Origin of the sequence: Lentibacillus sp. Marseille-P4043, assembly GCF_900258515.1 — a bacterium.
GTDB lineage: Bacteria > Bacillota > Bacilli > Bacillales > Amphibacillaceae > Lentibacillus_C.
Genome location: NZ_LT984884.1, coordinates 2,552,576 through 2,569,657, shown reverse-complemented (window position 1 = coordinate 2,569,657; position 17,082 = coordinate 2,552,576). Strand labels below are relative to the sequence as shown.

Sequence of the window (17,082 nt, the reverse complement as noted above, 5' to 3'; positions counted from 1 at the left end):
AAAAAAAGATGCCCGAAGCATGAATAGCTTTGGGCATCTTTTTTATTTAAAATAACGTAAGATCGGCTTCCTTGCAGCGGTAGTTTCATCCATCCGCTTCACAATTGTTGTATGTGGTGCTTCCTGAACGGTTTCAGGATCATTTTTTGTCTCATCAGAAATCGCGAGCATCGTGTCAATGAAACCATCCAAGGTCTCTTTTGATTCTGTTTCTGTCGGTTCCACCATCATTGCCTCTTCCACATTTAATGGGAAATAAATGGTTGGTGGATGATAACCATAGTCAAGTAGACGTTTCGCAATATCCAGTGTACGAACACCTAGTTTTTTCTGTTTTTTCCCTGATAAAACAAATTCATGCTTACAATGTTGCGGATATGGTAAAACATATTCCGCTTCTAATTTACGCATCATGTAATTTGCGTTTAATACTGCATATTCACTTACTTTTTTCAGACCTTCTCCACCCATTGTCCGGATATACGTATAGGCACGTAAGTTTATGCCAAAGTTACCGTAATAAGGTTTAACTCGACCGATTGATTGTGGGCGATTATAATCAAATACATACCCATCATCTTGCTTCACTAGCAATGGTTTTGGTAAAAATGGTGTGAATTCTTCGGTCACACCAACTGGACCTGATCCAGGACCACCACCACCATGTGGACCTGTGAAGGTTTTGTGTAAATTTAAATGCACAACATCAAATCCCATATCACCGGGGCGTGCATACCCCATAATTGCATTTAAATTAGCGCCGTCATAATACAATTTCCCACCAGCACCATGAACAATTTCTGCCATCTCTACTATTTCTGTTTCAAATAGACCCAATGTATTTGGATTTGTTAACATTAATGCAGCTGTATCATCGCCAACAACACGCTTTAAATCTTCTAAATCCACTAAGCCTTTTTCATTTGATTTAACTGTAACTGCATCAAATCCCGCAACCGAAGCAGACGCTGGATTTGTGCCATGTGCAGAATCGGGAACAATTACTTTTGTACGATTCGTATCCCCATTTGCCTCATGAAAGGCACGAATCATCATTAACCCGGTCCATTCACCTTGTGCACCCGCGGCAGGTTGAAGAGAGACTTCATTCATACCAGTAATTTCTTTTAACGATGTTTGTAAATCGTACATCATTTCCATAGCACCTTGAACACTGCTAGGGTCTTGAAGTGGATGAATATGACTAAATCCAGGTAGTCGTGCAACATCTTCATTAATTTTTGGATTATATTTCATTGTACAAGAACCTAATGGATAAAAGCCGGAATCTACGCCATAGTTGCGACGTGATAATCCTGTATAATGACGCATAATTTCCAATTCACTTACTTCAGGTAATTCAGGTGCTGTCTCTCGAATAAAAACAGCGTCTAATTCATTTTCTAAATCTGATTCTGGAACATCTAATTCTGGTAAACTATAACTCGTTCTACCCTCTTTACCACGTTCAAAAATTAACGGAAAATCAAACTCAGCCATGGATATCCCCCAATTCTTTTACAAAAGTATCAATTTCTTCTTTTGTACGAATTTCAGTTACTGCTAGCAGCATATGCCCTTCTAGTTCTGGATCAGCCTGTGCTAAATCATAGCCACCAATAAAGCCTTTTGTTAAAAGTTGTGCATTATAATCAGACACAGATCCCGGAAGCTTTATAACGAGCTCATTAAAAAAGGCCCCAGTTGTTGTCACTTCTATCCCTGCTTCTGTTAATTTCTGTTTCATGTAACGTGCTTTTTGCATATTTAGCATTGCCATTTTCTTAATGCCGTGTTTTCCGATTGAGCTCATCGCAACAGAGCTTGCTAGCGCATTCAATGCTTGATTGGAACAAATATTGGAAGTTGCCTTATCCCGTCTAATATGCTGTTCGCGCGCCTGCAAGGTTAGTACAAATCCTCGTTTTCCATCTTCATCGGTAGTTTGCCCAACCAATCGGCCAGGAACTTTACGCATCAATTTCTGTGTCGTTGCAAAGTACCCGCAATGTGGTCCACCGAATTGTGCTGGGATTCCAAACACTTGTGTATCACCAACAACAATATCAGCACCAAACGAACCAGGAGGTGTTAAATAACCCAATGCCAATGGATTGCTTGATACGACAAACATTGTCTTTTTTTGTTGCTCGATTAACTTGTTCACTTCATGTAACGGCTCTATTTGACCATAAAAGTTTGGATACTGCATGACAACACTCGCCGTATTCTCATCTAGTTCGTCAGCCAATTGCTTTAAATTAGTCTGGCCATTTTCTTGTTCAATCTCAACAATTTCCAGGTTTGGTCCTTTAGCGTATGTCGCAATAACCGCCCTTGATTCAGGATGTATTGCCTTTGAAACGAGAATTTTTTTCTTTTTCGTTGTAGCCGCACTTAAATTTACAGCCTCAGCAAGTGCCGTTCCACCGTCATACATGGATGAATTTGCTACAGGCATTCCGGTAAGTTCACTAATCATCGTTTGGAATTCAAATATTGCCTGCAATTCGCCTTGGGAAATTTCTGGTTGATATGGTGTATATGCCGTATAAAACTCTGACCGAGAAATAACATGATCCACAACAGATGGAATAAAATGATCATAAACACCTGCTCCAAGGAAAGAGCAATACTCTGTTAAATTAGCATTTTTATTTGCAAGATTTACGAGTTCTTTTTTTAATTGCACTTCACTTGTTGATTTTTTGAGATTTAGCTCTCCCTGAAAACGAACATCAGATGGAATATCAGCAAATAAATCATCCGTCGTTTCTACGCCTACCGTTTGCAACATTTCTTGTTTATCTGTTTTTGTCATTGGTAAATAACGAAATTCCATGCTATACCCTCCCCTATTTTGAACGTTTGTAAAATGGTGTCTCGACAACAATTGCTTTTAACTGCCGTTTCCGGACTTGCACCACAACCTCTGTACCAACTTGGGCAAACTCCGATTGTACAAGTGCTAACCCAACGTTTTTTTGTAAAGTTGGTGACTGTGTTCCAGAAGTAATGAAACCAATTTCCTGATCATCAGCGAATACTTCATACCCGTGACGTGGAATTCCTTTATCAATCATTTCGATTCCAACCAGTTTCCTTGGTACCCCAGCTTCTTTTTGCTTTAATAGGGCATCCTTCCCAATAAAAGCAGCATCTTTTTTTACTTTAACCGCAAATGACATCCCTGCTTCCAGTGGTGTAATATCTTTGGATAACTCTTGGCCATATAAAGCTAAATTGGCTTCAAAGCGTAATGTGTCTCTTGCACCAAGTCCAATCGGTTCAAGTCCCTTATCTTTACCCGCTTCCAATAAAAGCTGCCATAATGCCTGGCCATTCTCTGCATTGATATAGATCTCGAATCCATCTTCACCAGTGTACCCTGTTCTAGAAACAATTGCCCCGGCTGAAATTGTTGAAAAGTAAACTGGATTTTCAAAGCGGAAAAATTTAATCTCGCTTAAGTCGGTTTCAGTTAACGACTGCAATATTTCCTCAGCCAATGGTCCTTGAAGCGCTAACTGAACATAATTTTCAGACACATTAGATATTGTCGCACCCTCAGAATTATTTCGCACAAGCCAGTCATAATCTTTCTCCGTATTCGCAGCATTAACAACGAGCAAATAATGGTTCTCTTCAAGCATGTATACAATTAAATCGTCTACCGTTCCACCATCTTCATAGCACATGAACGTATATTGAGCGCGTTTTGGTTGCAGTTTCGCAACATCGTTAGTCATAATCTTCTGTAAAAAAGGTAAACTTTTTTCGCCTTTTACGACAATCTCACCCATATGCGAAACATCAAATAAACCTGCCTTCGTTCTTGTTGTATGATGTTCTTGTTTAATGCCTGTAAATTGCACCGGCAAGTCCCATCCGCCAAAATCAACTGTTTTTGCCCCGTGTTTTTCATATTCTGGATATAAAGGGGTACGTTTTAAATCACTCACACTGATCCACTCCTTCTAAAAAATGGCATAAAAAAATAGAGATTTCATCGCTCGAGGCTGTTCAATCATTACCAAATAATAAGTCAAAACCTATCTTTCTGATTGGTAACATTTTGAACACACTGATACGCAGGAAATCTCTGTCCATCAACCTGAAAGTTGCGCACCTATAGGAATCTAGTTTCCTCACTCCATAGGTACTTGCTTCGTTGGTGGTCTACAAAAGTCGTAAACACTCTCCAGAGTAGCGTCCTACAAGAGTCTTTTTGCCTGAGAGATTCACAGTCGTTTGCTCCTTCGGCGTTACGCAGAATTATATGCGTAAACTCTCCCCTTGTAATCATTCGCTTTATGAAAAAGAATGTAATTGGTTATACTATGTATCAACAAACAAGAAATATCTATTTTATTCGGCTTAAGTATACCATAAAACATGCAACAAAAATAGCTAAAGTAACAAAACATTAAATTCTTTTTCAATTCATTAAACTCGGGGAAAAGGAAGCTGGTTATGACAAAGATTAACATACAAAAAGATACTGCATTTATCGATGAATTTCAGACAAATCTTGATAAGGAAGGCCAGTTCTCCCATTGGGAATTATTTCAAATGGCCTATCAAGCAGAAAAGACAACGATGACACCATCCTTTAACGGATTACGTTCGTTAGACTATCTTCCACATGTGAACTTTTTATCGCATCAAGTTACATGTGCAGAACAAGTGGTTAAAGAAATGAATGGCCGCGCAATTTTAGCAGATGAAGTTGGGTTAGGTAAAACAATTGAGGCTGGTTTAATTTTAAAAGAATACATGATCCGTGGTTTAGTAAAAAAAGCACTAATCTTAGTTCCGGCATCATTAGTAAATCAGTGGGCAAGAGAATTAAACGAAAAGTTTTATATACCTGCGATAACCCACCGAAAGAATTATGCCTGGGAGCAAGGCAACATCATCATTTCTTCCATTGATACAGCAAAACGTTCCCCACACAGGGAAAAGATTTTGGAATTGGATTATGATTTTATTTTAATTGATGAGGCACATAAACTAAAAAATCATAAAACGAAGAACTATGAATTTGTCCGGATGTTAAAAAAGAAATATTGTTTACTCTTGACAGCAACGCCAGTACAAAATCGTTTGGTTGAAATTTTTAATTTAGTATCGATACTCAAGCCTGGTCATTTAGGAAATTATGAATCATTCCTGGAACAGTACGGGAAAGATCGAACAAAAATCAAGCAGGATGCATATTTAAAACAGTTGATTCAAAAGGTAATGGTACGAAATACACGCGAAGATACCGAATTAAGCAATGCAAAACGACACATTGATACCATTTGGATTGATTTTAATCAGGAAGAAAAAGAATTTTATCAAGAACTAGCTAGTGTACCTTTTACATCATCCTTCTCTCGAATAACGCTATTACGGGAAATATGCTCATCACGTGAAGCGTGTTACTTATCACTTAAAAAAATGGGAAATGATGAGCATACAACAAACTTATTCCAAGAACTGGCGGGAAAAATCGAGCAATTACCACATCACTCGAAAGCGGAAAAGGTAGTTGAATTAATTAAACAACATCCGGATGAAAAGATGATTATTTTCACGGAATATCGTGCAACACAACTTTACTTACAATGGTATCTACAACAAAGCAATATAACATCTGTCCCATTTCGTGGTGGCTTTAAACCAAGTAAAAAGGACTGGATGCGTAAACTTTTCCAGGACCATGCACAAGTGTTAATCGCAACAGAAGCTGGTGGCGAAGGGATTAACCTACAGTTCTGTAATTATATGATTAACTATGATCTGCCATGGAATCCAATGCGGCTTGAACAGCGAATTGGTCGTATTCATCGGTATGGCCAAGAAAAAGACGTGCATATCTATAATTTCGCTATCCGGGAGACGGTTGAAGAACACATTATGAATTTATTATATGAAAAAATAAATTTATTCGAATCAGTTATCGGTCAGTTAGATACCATTTTAGCAGAATTGAATATCACGGACATTGAATCAGAAATCCAAACGATCTTCTCTGAATCAGCATCAACAGGAGAAGCAAAAATAAAGCTGAATAACTTATCCTCCGTGATTCAATCAAAAAATGAAGTGACAAGTGAGGAACAACAATATGGCAATTAAAGACCTGAATCACTTTTTAACGGATTATTTTACAGCGCATGATTGTCAAATTATCCATAATCAAAATGGGGTGGCAACCGTTCAGTTAAATGAGAAAATGGATCGCGCCCTAATGAACAGGCCTTTTTACTGGCATTATATTAAAAAAATGGGCCATAATGGTGACCCCATGAGTTTAACACTCATCACCAACCCGAATAAGCAAGATGAAAAAGGCGAATGGATTCACTTTGGCAGTCCAAGATTACAGCAGATTTTCACTCATCTGAAAAATAATGAAAAGTACACCAAGTTATTTCAACAAATAAATACAACAACAAGAACACCGCTACACCCTTGGCTTGTTATTAATATGAAGATTAGTTACATTGGCAAACAAAAAAAGGATGAAATTATCTCGATTGGTTTACATTTGCTAAGCGGAATGATGAAACCGAATATGATGGAGCATTTAGAACAGTTACCACTCCAGCTAACTATTTCTGATTATTGTTTTACATTATCTCCGTTAATCAGAATAAAAAGCGGGTTCTTACGGATCGAATCGGTTATCGATCAACATATTCAAAAACAATCAAATGAATGGGCCGACGATTCCCTGCAAACACTAACAGAGGAAATGAACATGTTAAAACATTTTTATCATGATACAGATGATGAAACACGCGCAAATCAAATGGACAAAGAATTAAAGGAAATCAATAATCGTTACCAGCCAACAATCACCTATGAGGTTATCAATGGCGGAATATTTTACCTTGCTGAAGGTGCAATTCAATAGAAAAGCAGGCCCCCTACTCTGGTGGGCCCGCTTAATCTGTTTTCTTCATAAACATTTTAACCGCAAATGGCAATATACCAAACCAACGATTGGAATAAATCGCAGGTTCCTGTTTTTTCTGTTTCCCTTTTCTTTCCTTGCGTTGTTCTGGCGACGAATCCATGAACGTCACCACTTTTTCTGTCATATATTTAACAAAATCATTTCCGGAAATTTTAATCACCCCACTATGACGTAGCATTTCCTTCATGCCGGACCTTATACATATAGGCTTTTTTTACATAATTTGTTGCTATCTGCCCCCATCCCATCATAACCTCAAAAAATTTTTAAATTAATTTAAAATAAAAGAAGGAATTTGTTGTGTTATGTCGAATGAGTACTATACAACAAATAAAAATATGGAGGCGATAGGTCATTGAGCTCCGCTACAACACTTTCAACCAAACTCCTAAGATCCGCGATTGAAATGCAAGCATCTGATATTCATTTCTATCCTTTTCCGGATCAAACAGACATTTATTTCCGTGTCCATGGGAAGCGAATTTTCAAGCAATCGGTATTAGCTTCACAATACCAAGTGTTATTGACTTATTTTAAGTTCACATCGGGAATGGATATCGGGGAAATCCGAAAGCCCCAAAACGGAACTATAAACTTTGAAACAACAACACAACATTATTCACTTCGATTATCAACTCTCCCTGTCAGTCATATGGAAAGTTTAGCAATTCGTATACTCCCACAAGAAGAACATTTCACACTCGATCAACTTTTTTTATTCCCAAACCAGTTAAACAGATTAAAAAAATGGATATCGCACCGTTCGGGAATTATTCTGTTCACAGGGCCAACCGGGAGTGGAAAAACAACCACATTGTATTCCCTGCTACAAAGCATCTTAAAAGAAAATTCCTATCAAACCATCACATTAGAAGATCCAATCGAAAAAGACATTACGAATATTTTACAAGTTCAGGTTAACGAAAAGGCTGGCATCACTTACCAAGCTGGATTAAAGGCTGCACTCCGACATGATCCCGACATTATTATGGTTGGCGAAATACGCGATGAACAAACAGCCAAATTTGCATTTGATGCATCATTGACCGGTCACCTCGTATTAAGCACCTTACATGCAAAAAATGCGATAGGAACCATTCATAGGCTGTTGGAATTAGGCATGACTATACCCGATTTACAGCAATCTTTAATTTCTGTTGCAGCGCTCGAACTGTTACCGCTTGAATTCAATCAGGCGATCACAAGACGTGCTGCCGTGTTGGAACTTTTAGATGGCAACCTGTTGGAAAACGCATTAAAGGGAGTTAATGTTGAACAAATGAAGGAATTTCAATCGTTTGATCACTTAAGAAAGAAGGCATATGCATATGGCTTTGTATCTGAAAAAGTTTTTCACACAAATTAGACAAAAAAATTTAAACAAAGAAACTCAACTTCTGTTCCTGAATCGCTTATCAAGGTTATTGCAAAATGGATACACCTTAATTGAATCACTCGAGGTTATAAAATGGAACAAAACAATGAAAGAACCAGCATCCATCATAATATTTGCATTAAAAAATGGTAGTACACTCGATCAAGCTTTTGAGAAGGCAAAATTTAATACGATCATAACATCGTACCTCTACTTTGTTCGGGCAAATGGTGATATCGAAGCAAGTATTCGAAAATGTCTTAATATGTACGAACAGCGTCTGCACTACCACAAGAAATTCCAACAAGTTGCACGATACCCCGCTATATTGCTCTTGATATTTTCAGTTCTACTCTATTTCATCAAACAATCCGTTCTTCCTTCTTTTTTGGATCTGTTCCAATCAAGTACAGAAACATCATCCATGTTATTCATATCCATCATGATCATTGACTTTTTAAGCAACTTCGCTTATCTAGTAATCATTTTTGTGGTCATTTGCTACCTGCTTTGGCAAATAAACAAGCGAAAAATTCGGATTGAAAAACAAATCAAGCTTTATAGCAGCTTGCCTGTTTATCGCAAATACAAGCAAATACAAACAACATTTTTATTTGCAACCCACTTTGGATCCCTATTAAAAACCGGGATTCCCATCAAAGAAATTTTAAACACGATGGCACAACAGACGAAGTTACCGATTCTAGCTTACTATTCTACACTCATGATTCAAGAATTGAACCAAGGTAAACACATTACAAGCCTTTTATCCCAACTAAAATTACTTGATAAACAAATACCAATTATTTTTCAAAAAAATGCAGATGCTGCAGCACTGGAAAAAGATTTATCCATTTATGCTGAATTGCTAACAGAGGAATTACACCGTAAGATTTTAAAAACAATCACTTATATTCAACCTGTATTTTTTATCATATTGGCGGGATTTATCGTGTTTATCTACATTACATTGATGTGGCCAATGTTTCAATTAATCAAAACAATCTAAAGGAGCGAATATAAATCATGTTCAAAAACCAAAAAGGATTTACACTAATCGAAATGTTGATTGTCTTAATGATAATTTCTGTATTAATCATCCTAATCGTTCCAAATCTAGGAAAAAAGGGACAAGAAGTCAATTCCAAGGGATGCGAGGCACTGGTATCTGTTGTTCAAGCCCAGGTTGACGCACATTATCTGGAAAAAAACAAATATCCTACCAATTTACAGAACATGGTCGATGAATATATAACCAAGGAACAAATAACTTGTCCAAATAACAAACAACTTAATTATAATAGTTCAACTGGGAAAGTAACTGCTCCTGAGTAAGGGTAAAACATGAAAACGAATGGATTCACATTACTCGAAGTTATCTTCATCCTCGGCATTTGGTCCCTGCTAATTCTACTTAGTTTGCCAATCCAATTTTCATTGCTTGATAAACAGGAAGCAGAACAATTTTTCCGTACGTTTGAATCAGATTTATTATATATGCAAAATATGTCTTTTGCATCAGATGATAATTTCCGATTAAGTATTGACGCAGAGAATAATCGTTACACCATTTATAGTCGTACAAATGAAAAAGTAATTGAACGAACCATCCCAAAAGAATGGAAAATTGATAAGCGAACATTACAGAAGCCGATTTCCTTTAATAAGCTTGGAACGATACGAACCCCCGGCACGTTAGAAATCATTACAAAGAAACAGGAATATAAAATTATTTTCCCATTGGGTAAGGGGCGTTATTATATTGCGGAATGATAATGGATTTTCACTTATTGAAGTGTTGGTCGCTTTTAGCATCGTGTTGATAATCACAACAACGATTATTCCGTTAACATCTTTATTAAACAATGAAGAAGCGGTTTTAAGTGAACGGCGGAAAGTTACGAATCATTTACACGATGAATTGCAACTTTATTTATGGAAAGACAATAAAAAAATACCTGCTTCCTATTCAAAAACACTGGAATCGAACACCGTAACCTATCAGTTTAGTGTTGAAAAAGAATTAATCAAAGGATGTGTCAAATGGCAGAATGTTAAAAAACGAAAAGAAAAGGTCTGTCTATATGGGTATCGCTCGGACTGAACGTGGATTCACCTTTTTAACTTTACTACTAACCGTTACCATTCTGTTTATGACCCTGCCTTTTATTTCCTATCTAATAAAATCAGCTGCCTATTCAACAAATTATCAGGAGGAATCAATACAGCAATTTTTGTATTTCCTACGTGATGATGTGATAAAAGCAACCGATTATGCAGTAACTCCAACAGCTATTAAGTTGATAATAAACGATGAAGAAACAGTAACAATCGAACAATATGAGACGTTAATTCGTCGCCAAGTTAATGGGCAGGGTCACGAAATTTATTTGCGTGATGTTGAAGAAGTATCATTCACATCACTTCCATATGGTATACACGCAAAAATCACATCTATCCAAGGTGAGACGTATGAAAAACAAATTATCATTTATCAATAGACAAGGCGGATTTATTCTGCCTTATGTCTTATTCATCGTAGCAATCGTTTTACTTGTGCTAACAACCAAAGTGAACATGTACAAAAACGATATTCATATAGCAAATAACCACATTGAACAATTAGAAATTGAAACATTATTACAGATGGGAAGAGCAAAATTTGTAGACGAATTCTCATTAGAAACCGCAAAAGAAACAGGGAAGAAAACATATACCTTTCCCCCTGGCATTGTAAAGATCACCTATACACGAATCAATGAAATGGAATACCAATTGTTATTCCAAATTTCCACGGAAGGAAAATCATACTCTAATGTTAGTACCCTGCTACTTCCCAATAGTAATAAAACAGACATTGAATCGCTCACAGAATAAGTTTTACGTTACGAGACAAACTAAAATCAATACATTTATGGATAATTTTCAACAAATCTAACCTATCCCCCACTTTCTAAACGATATCGATTATAATAAAGATATTCATGTTAGTGGGGTGATTTACGATGGAAAAAACATTAAAAATAACCAATGTTTTAAGTGATCCAACCAGGTTTAGTATTTATCAGTACATTGTCAAACATCATCATGAAGTGAGCGTCACAGATATTGCACATATGTTCGAAATACATCCAAATGTGGCACGATTGCATTTGTCGAAACTGGAAGACGTAAAGTTAGTCTATTCATTTTCCAAAAAAACCGGTAAAGGTGGAAGGCCGAGTCGCAGGTACCGGCTTTCTGATGAAGTGATCGAGCTAAACTTCCCGCATCGCGACTATAAATTACTTTCATCCATTGCAATCGAATCTTTTGTCGAGTTAGGTGAGCCCGGGAAAAAGGCATTATATCACACAGGCAAAAAGTATGGAGAAAAGGTTATGGATCATTATCAGATACAATTAACTGAAAACTTGACAATGGAACAAAAATTAGACATTCTAAGAGATGCTGGGACAATGTTAGGGATGTATCCTGATTTTACGTATAATGCGAAAGATCATAGCATTTCATTTCGTATTAATAATTGCCCATTTAAAGAAGTAGCAACCAAAAACCACACAATGGTATGTACGATGCACAACTCATTTTTAAAGGGAATGTTTGAAGCACTCTTCACAGATATCGACTTAATCGAAACAGAAAACATGTTTCAAGGCTGTGAAAACTGTACGTATGTAGCAAAACTTTCAATTGTTTAGTATGATTTATTTACATTATGCAGAACCTAGTTTATAATGACAATGATAAGCATACTTTTAAAGGAGGGGGAAAACATGGATCGGATGTTTCGCGTCCTTGCTTTTTGGACAGGAATCTTTACAGTAATGTTTTATATAGGTGATATGCAAAAAACAGCACTATTATTTCTAGTTCAAACTGCTTTTTTCCTAACAGTAGGTTACTTAAAATTATCTGAACGCATGTATATGTACTTATTCGGAGCTTATTGTACAGTATTTATGGTTGGATTCACTTGGTATTCGAATTTCATACTTGTACCAGGATTCGAATAAAACTGCAAACGTAACACTCCTATATGACTGATGAACAAAAAAACCCTGCTTACATATGATTTTATGCAGGGTTTTTTTATTTTTTTCGTTAACACTATTGACATGTTGTTAAGCTACCTTTATAGTTATAATAGTAGCTTAACTTTTATCCCTAACCAACAAAAGAGCAGAGCACATCCCCCCTAAAACCCTTCTTTTTAAAAAGAAGGGTTTTTTATATGAGAATTACCTTTTATAGCAACAGACATATCCAACTCCAGTACTTTTCTAACGTCTATTCCATACGAACAAATGGATTGTTTCTTTTTTCTTCACCAATTGTTGTAGCGGGACCATGGCCTGGATAAACAACATAGGAATCATCTAAATGATAAAGTTTTTCCCGTATACTATTAATCAATTGTTCCATATTGCCTCCAGGTAAATCAGTTCGACCAATTCCTTGTTGAAACAGTGCATCTCCACCAAAAACAATGGATTTATCCTGACACACAATACTGACACTTCCAGGCGAATGACCAGGTGTATGTAAAATATTGAACGTAAATGTAGCAATTTGCAACTTACCAGGCGTCAGCGATTTCTCTGCTTTTCTTGTTTTTATTTCTTCCCCAATGAATAACGATGAGCCATTCAATTTCGGATCCTCTAGCCAATCCTTCTCTTCTTGATGAAGATAAACGTCAATTCCATAATGGGAACGTAATGCTTCAACAGCCCCAATATGATCAAAATGGGCGTGTGTTAAGACGATTGCCTTAGGGGCGACCTTTTCTTGTTCAATAAATGAGACGACCTTCTCTGCATCGCTACCTGGATCAACAATAATTGCATGTTGCTCATTATACACAATATAACAATTTGTACCCAACGGACCTAAAGACATTCCCTCAATCTTCATATCAGATTTCCCCTCCAATGATTAATGTTGAAAATTGTTCTTAAAATACTACCCATAAACCTCGACAAAAACAATAATTTGCTATAAAATAAATAAGTAGAACTGTTTAGTTACATAATAATATAAACGTAATTCCCATATCAAATTTAATAACGTGGAATTTTGTAAGGAGGAAATGTAACAATGAGAATTGTATTGGCAAGTCTATTATTAATCGTAGCAATATTAGCTGTCATTTCTGTAATTCGTCAGCTAAAATACAAAAACCTTTTCGCTCTAGCATTTTCTGCAGTTGCTGCAGTAGCATTTGGCTTTTTCTCCATTGCGACTATTATTGAAGAAATTACTGGTTGACAACATTACAATATCTTAAGTAAAGCTAACTTTTAAAAGTTAGCTTTTTTAGTTAGAAAAAAGAGGTAATTGGTCAAGACCCCTTACCTCTTTTCCTTAAAGGCATTATTCATTTTCTGCAAAATCAACAAATCGGAATAGATCACCATAAATAATATCATCTGAATAATCCAGCTCTTTTGCCACCTTATCTTCTATCGGTTTACATGGATTATTCGAGGTTGTCGCAACAACAGAGGTATTATCATCAACTGGTTCCCCAGTCGCACGGTCGTAGCAAATATCTCCCGTTGAAATATAGTCATCACTAATAAAATCACCATTTCGTTGCGCGATATATCCTTTGCGATTATTACTAAATAAATCGTTGCCAAAATAAATATCATTTTCGGTTGTTATACCAAGTAAATGTAACAGTGTTGGTTTAATATCAATTTGACCAGATACTTCTGACATAACTTTACCATTTCCATCACCAGGAATATGGACAAAAAATGGTACGCGCTGTAATTGAATGTGATCAAATGGCGTTATTTCTTCTTTTCCTAAATACTGACTCATTGCTTTATTGTGGGTTTCGCTAATCCCATAGTGATCCCCCATAATGATGATGACAGAATCCTCATAGAGTCCTGCATCTTTTAACTGGTCAAAGAATTGCTCAATCGATTCATCCATATATCTTACTGTAGGAAAATAGTTATTTAGTGTATTGGAATTTGAATCATACGGCTCAATTGACCTATCTTCTTCATCAAGATCAAACGGAAAATGATTGGTTAATGTAATGAACTTTGTATAAAATGGTTGTTCCAATGTTTGTAAATATTTAATTGACTGTTCGAAAAATGGTTTGTCTTTTAGACCCCAACCAATTGAATTATCAGCTGTTGTTTCATATGCCTCATCACCATAAAAATGATCGAAACCTATACTGTCATACATTTGATCACGGTTCCAAAAGCTTTTGTTGTTGGCATGAAATGATGCTGTGTAATATCCCTCATCACTTAACAACTCTGGAAGTGCATGATATTCATTTTGCCCATGCGTGAAGAAAACCGCACCTCTAGACAATGGGTAAAGCGAATTTGCAGTTAAAAACTCTGAATCTGATGTTTTACCTTGCATTGTTTGATGGTAAAAGTTTTCAAAGTAATACGTATCCTTATCTCCAACCAAACTATTTAAAAATGGAGTTATCTCTTGCCCGTTAACATCTTCATTTATAACGAAGCTCTGCAGGGATTCAGCAGAAATAAAGATCACATTCTTGTCTTTTGCAACACCAGATAAATCTGACTTTTCATCACTTCGCAACTGATCAACATAGTCCTTAATTTCCGGAAGTTCCGTTCCATCGGCAAAGACCCGTTGTGTTTTTACTTTGGAATGAACGGCCAGATCATAAACATGATAATTAAATAACCCGATATTTTTGACAAGGTATTCGCGATCAAAAGCACGTGTGAATAGTTGTGGTCTTTCCATTTCGGCTAAGAAAAAATTACCCGCCAACAAAACGAATGACATAGCCAAGGCAAAAGCTTTACCACTTCTCGGGTATTTAACAGCAACGCTATCTGATTTTTTCCTACTTAGATACCAAATAATTGCTACATCAGCAAATAAGAAGATATCATAAACTTCAATCAGTGTTAAAATACTTGATCCCAAGTCCCCCATATTACTTGCCTGAAATAATTGAGGAATAGTTATAAAATCTGTAAAGGAACGATAGAATACGAGATTGAAATATAAAATAACAGTTCCGATCAAAGCAGTATAACGCAAAAATTTCATTTGCCTTGATTGTTTCTTAAACCAGACACTTAGTGCAAAAATTAGAAATGCTGAAACAAACGGATTAACAAACAGAATTAATTCCTGCATAGAGTTGTCTAATTCAATGCTGAACATAAAGCGGTAAATAATATATGTCTTTACTCCAAACAGCAACGTCGCTATTATATACAGCGGAATTTTGGGCCATTTCACGTTCATTTTAATTTCCTCCTACAAGAAAACACTTCCTTGATTCGATTATTACATACCCTCGTAATCCTATTTCACAATGGATTACATTCAACCTATACTATATGACGTTTTAAAAGAATAAAAGTTTCATATAAAGATATTTTTTATTTATAATTATCATTCCTATGTTTCAACAACTTGGAATGACACAACATCAACTTAATCCTAATTTCTCCTTCACCAAAAAAGCTGCCCCTATAATCCCGGCATCGTTACCAAGCTGGGCAATTTTGAGCTTACATACCTCGCTTACTCTAGGTAATGCATATTTAGTAAAAGCGGAATTTATGCTAGATAATAATTGGTCGCCAGCTTTTGAGACCCCACCACCTATTAGGAGAGTAGATGGATTGATAACGGTGGCCAAGTTGGCAATTGCAAAGCCAAGAACATCCCCAGTCCGCTCAACGATAGCTTTACAATCTGGGTCTCCATTATGTGCTAGGTCAAAAATATCTTTAGCTGTTACCACACCTGATTGCTGATAAAATGAAGCCAAATGACTAGTTGGTTCTTGTTTAATTCGTTCCATCGCTTGTCGAACAATACCAGTTGCAGAGGCGATTGTTTCCAAACAGCCTTTCTTCCCGCAATTACATGGGTAACCTTCTGGATTAACTGTAATATGACCGATCTCGCCCGCCGTTCCATTTACCCCATTCAAAATGGTTCCGTTAGCAATGATTCCACCACCAACTCCGGTACCAAGCGTTAATGCAATCAAGTTTTCCGATTGATTACCTGCACCTTTCCAGTTTTCTCCTAATACAGCAATATTGGCATCGTTTTCAACAAATACTGGAAGATTAACAATCGAAGAAAAATACGCTGCCAATTGAAAATCCTTCCATCCAATATTTACCGCTTCATATACTAGTCCAGTAGCACCATCTATAAACCCTGGTGCACCGATTCCAATCCCAATAACTGCTTTAATTTGAGAGGTTGATAATGTATCACTAATAGATTGCCAAATATCCTGTACAATGGAATCTCCATTATTCGCTGTTGAAGTCGGAATTTCCCATTTACACACAATTGCCCCTTGTAGATCCAGTAAACCAATTTTACTAGTAGTTCCACCTATATCTATGCCGATGATCAAATCATTCATGAGTATTCCCCTCTTCTTTATCATGAAGTCGTGCCATTTCTTTGCGAAGTATGAGTAATGCCATCTGGTATTCATCTGTTCGAATTAATTGCGATTGATACAAATCTTTTATTTCTATTTCCATTAATTCCATATCAGCTAGTCGGTCGCCAATATAAATAAACGTTCCAAACCGCTTAAGCAGTTGTCGTACATCATATACCGTTTTCATATAAATCACCAAATTATATTATAGCAAAACCTAAACAAGAAAGGAATACAATTAACAGAAAAAAGCATAAAGGCTTGTTTCTGAACATACATCATATTAAAGAC

General features: G+C 36.4%; 20 protein-coding genes and 1 riboswitch. Of the genes, 12 read left to right on the top strand and 8 right to left on the bottom strand.

Annotated elements, in window-relative coordinates; all coding sequences use genetic code 11:
* Window positions 1–42: 42 nt before the first annotated feature.
* From gcvPB to gcvT, 3 genes are read right to left on the bottom strand one after another with little or no spacing between them, the layout of a single operon-like run.
* Complete coding sequence (gene gcvPB / locus C8270_RS12570) at window positions 43–1,500, bottom strand: aminomethyl-transferring glycine dehydrogenase subunit GcvPB (RefSeq protein ID WP_106497163.1); 1,458 nt, start codon at window positions 1,498–1,500, stop codon at window positions 43–45.
* Window positions 1,493–2,842, bottom strand: coding sequence for an aminomethyl-transferring glycine dehydrogenase subunit GcvPA (gene gcvPA, locus C8270_RS12565; RefSeq protein WP_106497162.1), 1,350 nt, complete (start codon window positions 2,840–2,842; stop codon window positions 1,493–1,495). The genes gcvPB and gcvPA overlap by 8 nt, the downstream gene beginning before the upstream one ends.
* Before the next feature lie 13 nt (window positions 2,843–2,855).
* The gene (gcvT, locus tag C8270_RS12560) at window positions 2,856–3,962 is read right to left on the bottom strand and encodes a glycine cleavage system aminomethyltransferase GcvT (protein WP_106497161.1); all 1,107 of its coding nucleotides are present in this window, start codon (window positions 3,960–3,962) and stop codon (window positions 2,856–2,858) included.
* Between the two features lie 248 nt (window positions 3,963–4,210).
* Window positions 4,211–4,306: riboswitch (glycine riboswitch) on the bottom strand.
* Between the two features lie 167 nt (window positions 4,307–4,473).
* Here gcvT and C8270_RS12555 point away from each other — a divergent pair.
* Both C8270_RS12555 and C8270_RS12550 read left to right on the top strand, forming a co-directional pair.
* The gene (locus tag C8270_RS12555; protein WP_106497160.1) at window positions 4,474–6,126 is read left to right on the top strand and encodes a DEAD/DEAH box helicase; all 1,653 of its coding nucleotides are present in this window, start codon (window positions 4,474–4,476) and stop codon (window positions 6,124–6,126) included.
* Window positions 6,116–6,907, top strand: a complete 792-nt coding sequence (locus C8270_RS12550; RefSeq protein WP_106497159.1) for a YqhG family protein — start codon at window positions 6,116–6,118, stop codon at window positions 6,905–6,907. Before C8270_RS12555 ends, C8270_RS12550 begins: the two co-directional genes overlap by 11 nt.
* A 31-nt stretch (window positions 6,908–6,938) precedes the next feature.
* Here the strand turns inward: C8270_RS12550 and C8270_RS12545 are convergent, their stop codons facing one another.
* Window positions 6,939–7,157, bottom strand: coding sequence for a YqzE family protein (locus C8270_RS12545; RefSeq protein ID WP_234028558.1), 219 nt, complete (start codon window positions 7,155–7,157; stop codon window positions 6,939–6,941).
* 168 nt (window positions 7,158–7,325) lie between these two features.
* Between C8270_RS12545 and comGA the strand changes: the two genes are divergently transcribed.
* From comGA to C8270_RS12500, 9 genes are all read left to right on the top strand, one after another.
* The gene (comGA, locus tag C8270_RS12540; RefSeq protein WP_106497158.1) at window positions 7,326–8,336 is read left to right on the top strand and encodes a competence type IV pilus ATPase ComGA; all 1,011 of its coding nucleotides are present in this window, start codon (window positions 7,326–7,328) and stop codon (window positions 8,334–8,336) included.
* Window positions 8,299–9,354: a competence type IV pilus assembly protein ComGB gene (comGB, locus tag C8270_RS12535; protein WP_106497157.1), complete on the top strand. Its 1,056-nt coding sequence runs from the start codon at window positions 8,299–8,301 to the stop codon at window positions 9,352–9,354. The genes comGA and comGB overlap by 38 nt, the downstream gene beginning before the upstream one ends.
* Window positions 9,355–9,371: 17 nt before the next feature.
* A complete protein-coding gene (gene comGC / locus C8270_RS12530; protein ID WP_106497156.1) occupies window positions 9,372–9,680 on the top strand; it encodes a competence type IV pilus major pilin ComGC in 309 nt (102 codons plus the stop codon).
* 9 nt (window positions 9,681–9,689) lie between these two features.
* On the top strand, window positions 9,690–10,118 hold the full coding sequence (gene comGD / locus C8270_RS12525) for a competence type IV pilus minor pilin ComGD (protein WP_106497155.1): 429 nt from the start codon (window positions 9,690–9,692) through the stop codon (window positions 10,116–10,118).
* Entirely contained in the window at window positions 10,108–10,449 is a 342-nt protein-coding gene (locus tag C8270_RS12520; RefSeq protein ID WP_158701708.1) for a prepilin-type N-terminal cleavage/methylation domain-containing protein, read from the top strand. The genes comGD and C8270_RS12520 overlap by 11 nt, the downstream gene beginning before the upstream one ends.
* Window positions 10,430–10,846: a ComGF family competence protein gene (locus C8270_RS12515; protein ID WP_158701707.1), complete on the top strand. Its 417-nt coding sequence runs from the start codon at window positions 10,430–10,432 to the stop codon at window positions 10,844–10,846. The genes C8270_RS12520 and C8270_RS12515 overlap by 20 nt, the downstream gene beginning before the upstream one ends.
* The gene (locus C8270_RS12510) at window positions 10,818–11,222 is read left to right on the top strand and encodes a hypothetical protein (RefSeq protein WP_106497152.1); all 405 of its coding nucleotides are present in this window, start codon (window positions 10,818–10,820) and stop codon (window positions 11,220–11,222) included. Before C8270_RS12515 ends, C8270_RS12510 begins: the two co-directional genes overlap by 29 nt.
* 128 nt (window positions 11,223–11,350) lie before the next feature.
* Window positions 11,351–12,046 (top strand): helix-turn-helix transcriptional regulator, encoded by a 696-nt coding sequence (locus tag C8270_RS12505; protein ID WP_106497151.1) that lies wholly within the window; start codon window positions 11,351–11,353, stop codon window positions 12,044–12,046.
* A 75-nt stretch (window positions 12,047–12,121) separates the two neighbouring features.
* A complete protein-coding gene (locus C8270_RS12500) occupies window positions 12,122–12,361 on the top strand; it encodes a DUF2626 domain-containing protein (protein ID WP_106497150.1) in 240 nt (79 codons plus the stop codon).
* Between the two features lie 274 nt (window positions 12,362–12,635).
* On the opposite strand, the gene C8270_RS12495 is transcribed toward C8270_RS12500, so the two are convergent.
* The gene (locus tag C8270_RS12495) at window positions 12,636–13,262 is read right to left on the bottom strand and encodes an MBL fold metallo-hydrolase (RefSeq protein ID WP_106497149.1); all 627 of its coding nucleotides are present in this window, start codon (window positions 13,260–13,262) and stop codon (window positions 12,636–12,638) included.
* A 183-nt stretch (window positions 13,263–13,445) separates the two neighbouring features.
* Here C8270_RS12495 and C8270_RS12490 point away from each other — a divergent pair, with 183 nt between their 5' ends.
* Window positions 13,446–13,616, top strand: a complete 171-nt coding sequence (locus C8270_RS12490; RefSeq protein ID WP_106497148.1) for a DUF2759 family protein — start codon at window positions 13,446–13,448, stop codon at window positions 13,614–13,616.
* A gap of 105 nt (window positions 13,617–13,721) precedes the next feature.
* Here the strand turns inward: C8270_RS12490 and C8270_RS12485 are convergent, their stop codons facing one another.
* The 3 genes from C8270_RS12485 to C8270_RS12475 all read right to left on the bottom strand — a co-directional run bounded on the left by C8270_RS12485 (window position 13,722) and on the right by C8270_RS12475 (window position 16,978).
* On the bottom strand, window positions 13,722–15,620 hold the full coding sequence (locus tag C8270_RS12485) for an LTA synthase family protein (RefSeq protein ID WP_106497147.1): 1,899 nt from the start codon (window positions 15,618–15,620) through the stop codon (window positions 13,722–13,724).
* A gap of 187 nt (window positions 15,621–15,807) precedes the next feature.
* Complete coding sequence (locus C8270_RS12480) at window positions 15,808–16,767, bottom strand: ROK family glucokinase (RefSeq protein WP_106497146.1); 960 nt, start codon at window positions 16,765–16,767, stop codon at window positions 15,808–15,810.
* Window positions 16,760–16,978, bottom strand: coding sequence for a YqgQ family protein (locus C8270_RS12475; protein WP_106497145.1), 219 nt, complete (start codon window positions 16,976–16,978; stop codon window positions 16,760–16,762). Before C8270_RS12475 ends, C8270_RS12480 begins: the two co-directional genes overlap by 8 nt.
* Between the last annotated feature and the right edge of the window lie 104 nt (window positions 16,979–17,082).

What these genes read in the sequence shown, in the direction of transcription:
- gcvPA (WP_106497162.1), bottom strand. Translation starts at nt 2,842, where the DNA reads ATGGAATTTCGTTATTTACCAATGACAAAAACAGATAAACAAGAAATG.
- C8270_RS12495 (WP_106497149.1), bottom strand. Translation starts at nt 13,262, where the DNA reads ATGAAGATTGAGGGAATGTCTTTAGGTCCGTTGGGTACAAATTGTTAT.
- C8270_RS12550 (WP_106497159.1), top strand. Translation starts at nt 6,116, where the DNA reads ATGGCAATTAAAGACCTGAATCACTTTTTAACGGATTATTTTACAGCG.
- C8270_RS12490 (WP_106497148.1), top strand. Translation starts at nt 13,446, where the DNA reads ATGAGAATTGTATTGGCAAGTCTATTATTAATCGTAGCAATATTAGCT.
- C8270_RS12555 (WP_106497160.1), top strand. Translation starts at nt 4,474, where the DNA reads ATGACAAAGATTAACATACAAAAAGATACTGCATTTATCGATGAATTT.
- comGC (WP_106497156.1), top strand. Translation starts at nt 9,372, where the DNA reads ATGTTCAAAAACCAAAAAGGATTTACACTAATCGAAATGTTGATTGTC.
- C8270_RS12515 (WP_158701707.1), top strand. Translation starts at nt 10,430, where the DNA reads ATGGGTATCGCTCGGACTGAACGTGGATTCACCTTTTTAACTTTACTA.
- C8270_RS12510 (WP_106497152.1), top strand. Translation starts at nt 10,818, where the DNA reads ATGAAAAACAAATTATCATTTATCAATAGACAAGGCGGATTTATTCTG.
- gcvPB (WP_106497163.1), bottom strand. Translation starts at nt 1,500, where the DNA reads ATGGCTGAGTTTGATTTTCCGTTAATTTTTGAACGTGGTAAAGAGGGT.
- C8270_RS12475 (WP_106497145.1), bottom strand. Translation starts at nt 16,978, where the DNA reads ATGAAAACGGTATATGATGTACGACAACTGCTTAAGCGGTTTGGAACG.
- C8270_RS12500 (WP_106497150.1), top strand. Translation starts at nt 12,122, where the DNA reads ATGGATCGGATGTTTCGCGTCCTTGCTTTTTGGACAGGAATCTTTACA.
- C8270_RS12545 (WP_234028558.1), bottom strand. Translation starts at nt 7,157, where the DNA reads ATGAAGGAAATGCTACGTCATAGTGGGGTGATTAAAATTTCCGGAAAT.
- C8270_RS12480 (WP_106497146.1), bottom strand. Translation starts at nt 16,767, where the DNA reads ATGAATGATTTGATCATCGGCATAGATATAGGTGGAACTACTAGTAAA.
- comGB (WP_106497157.1), top strand. Translation starts at nt 8,299, where the DNA reads ATGGCTTTGTATCTGAAAAAGTTTTTCACACAAATTAGACAAAAAAAT.
- C8270_RS12485 (WP_106497147.1), bottom strand. Translation starts at nt 15,620, where the DNA reads ATGAACGTGAAATGGCCCAAAATTCCGCTGTATATAATAGCGACGTTG.
- C8270_RS12505 (WP_106497151.1), top strand. Translation starts at nt 11,351, where the DNA reads ATGGAAAAAACATTAAAAATAACCAATGTTTTAAGTGATCCAACCAGG.
- comGD (WP_106497155.1), top strand. Translation starts at nt 9,690, where the DNA reads ATGAAAACGAATGGATTCACATTACTCGAAGTTATCTTCATCCTCGGC.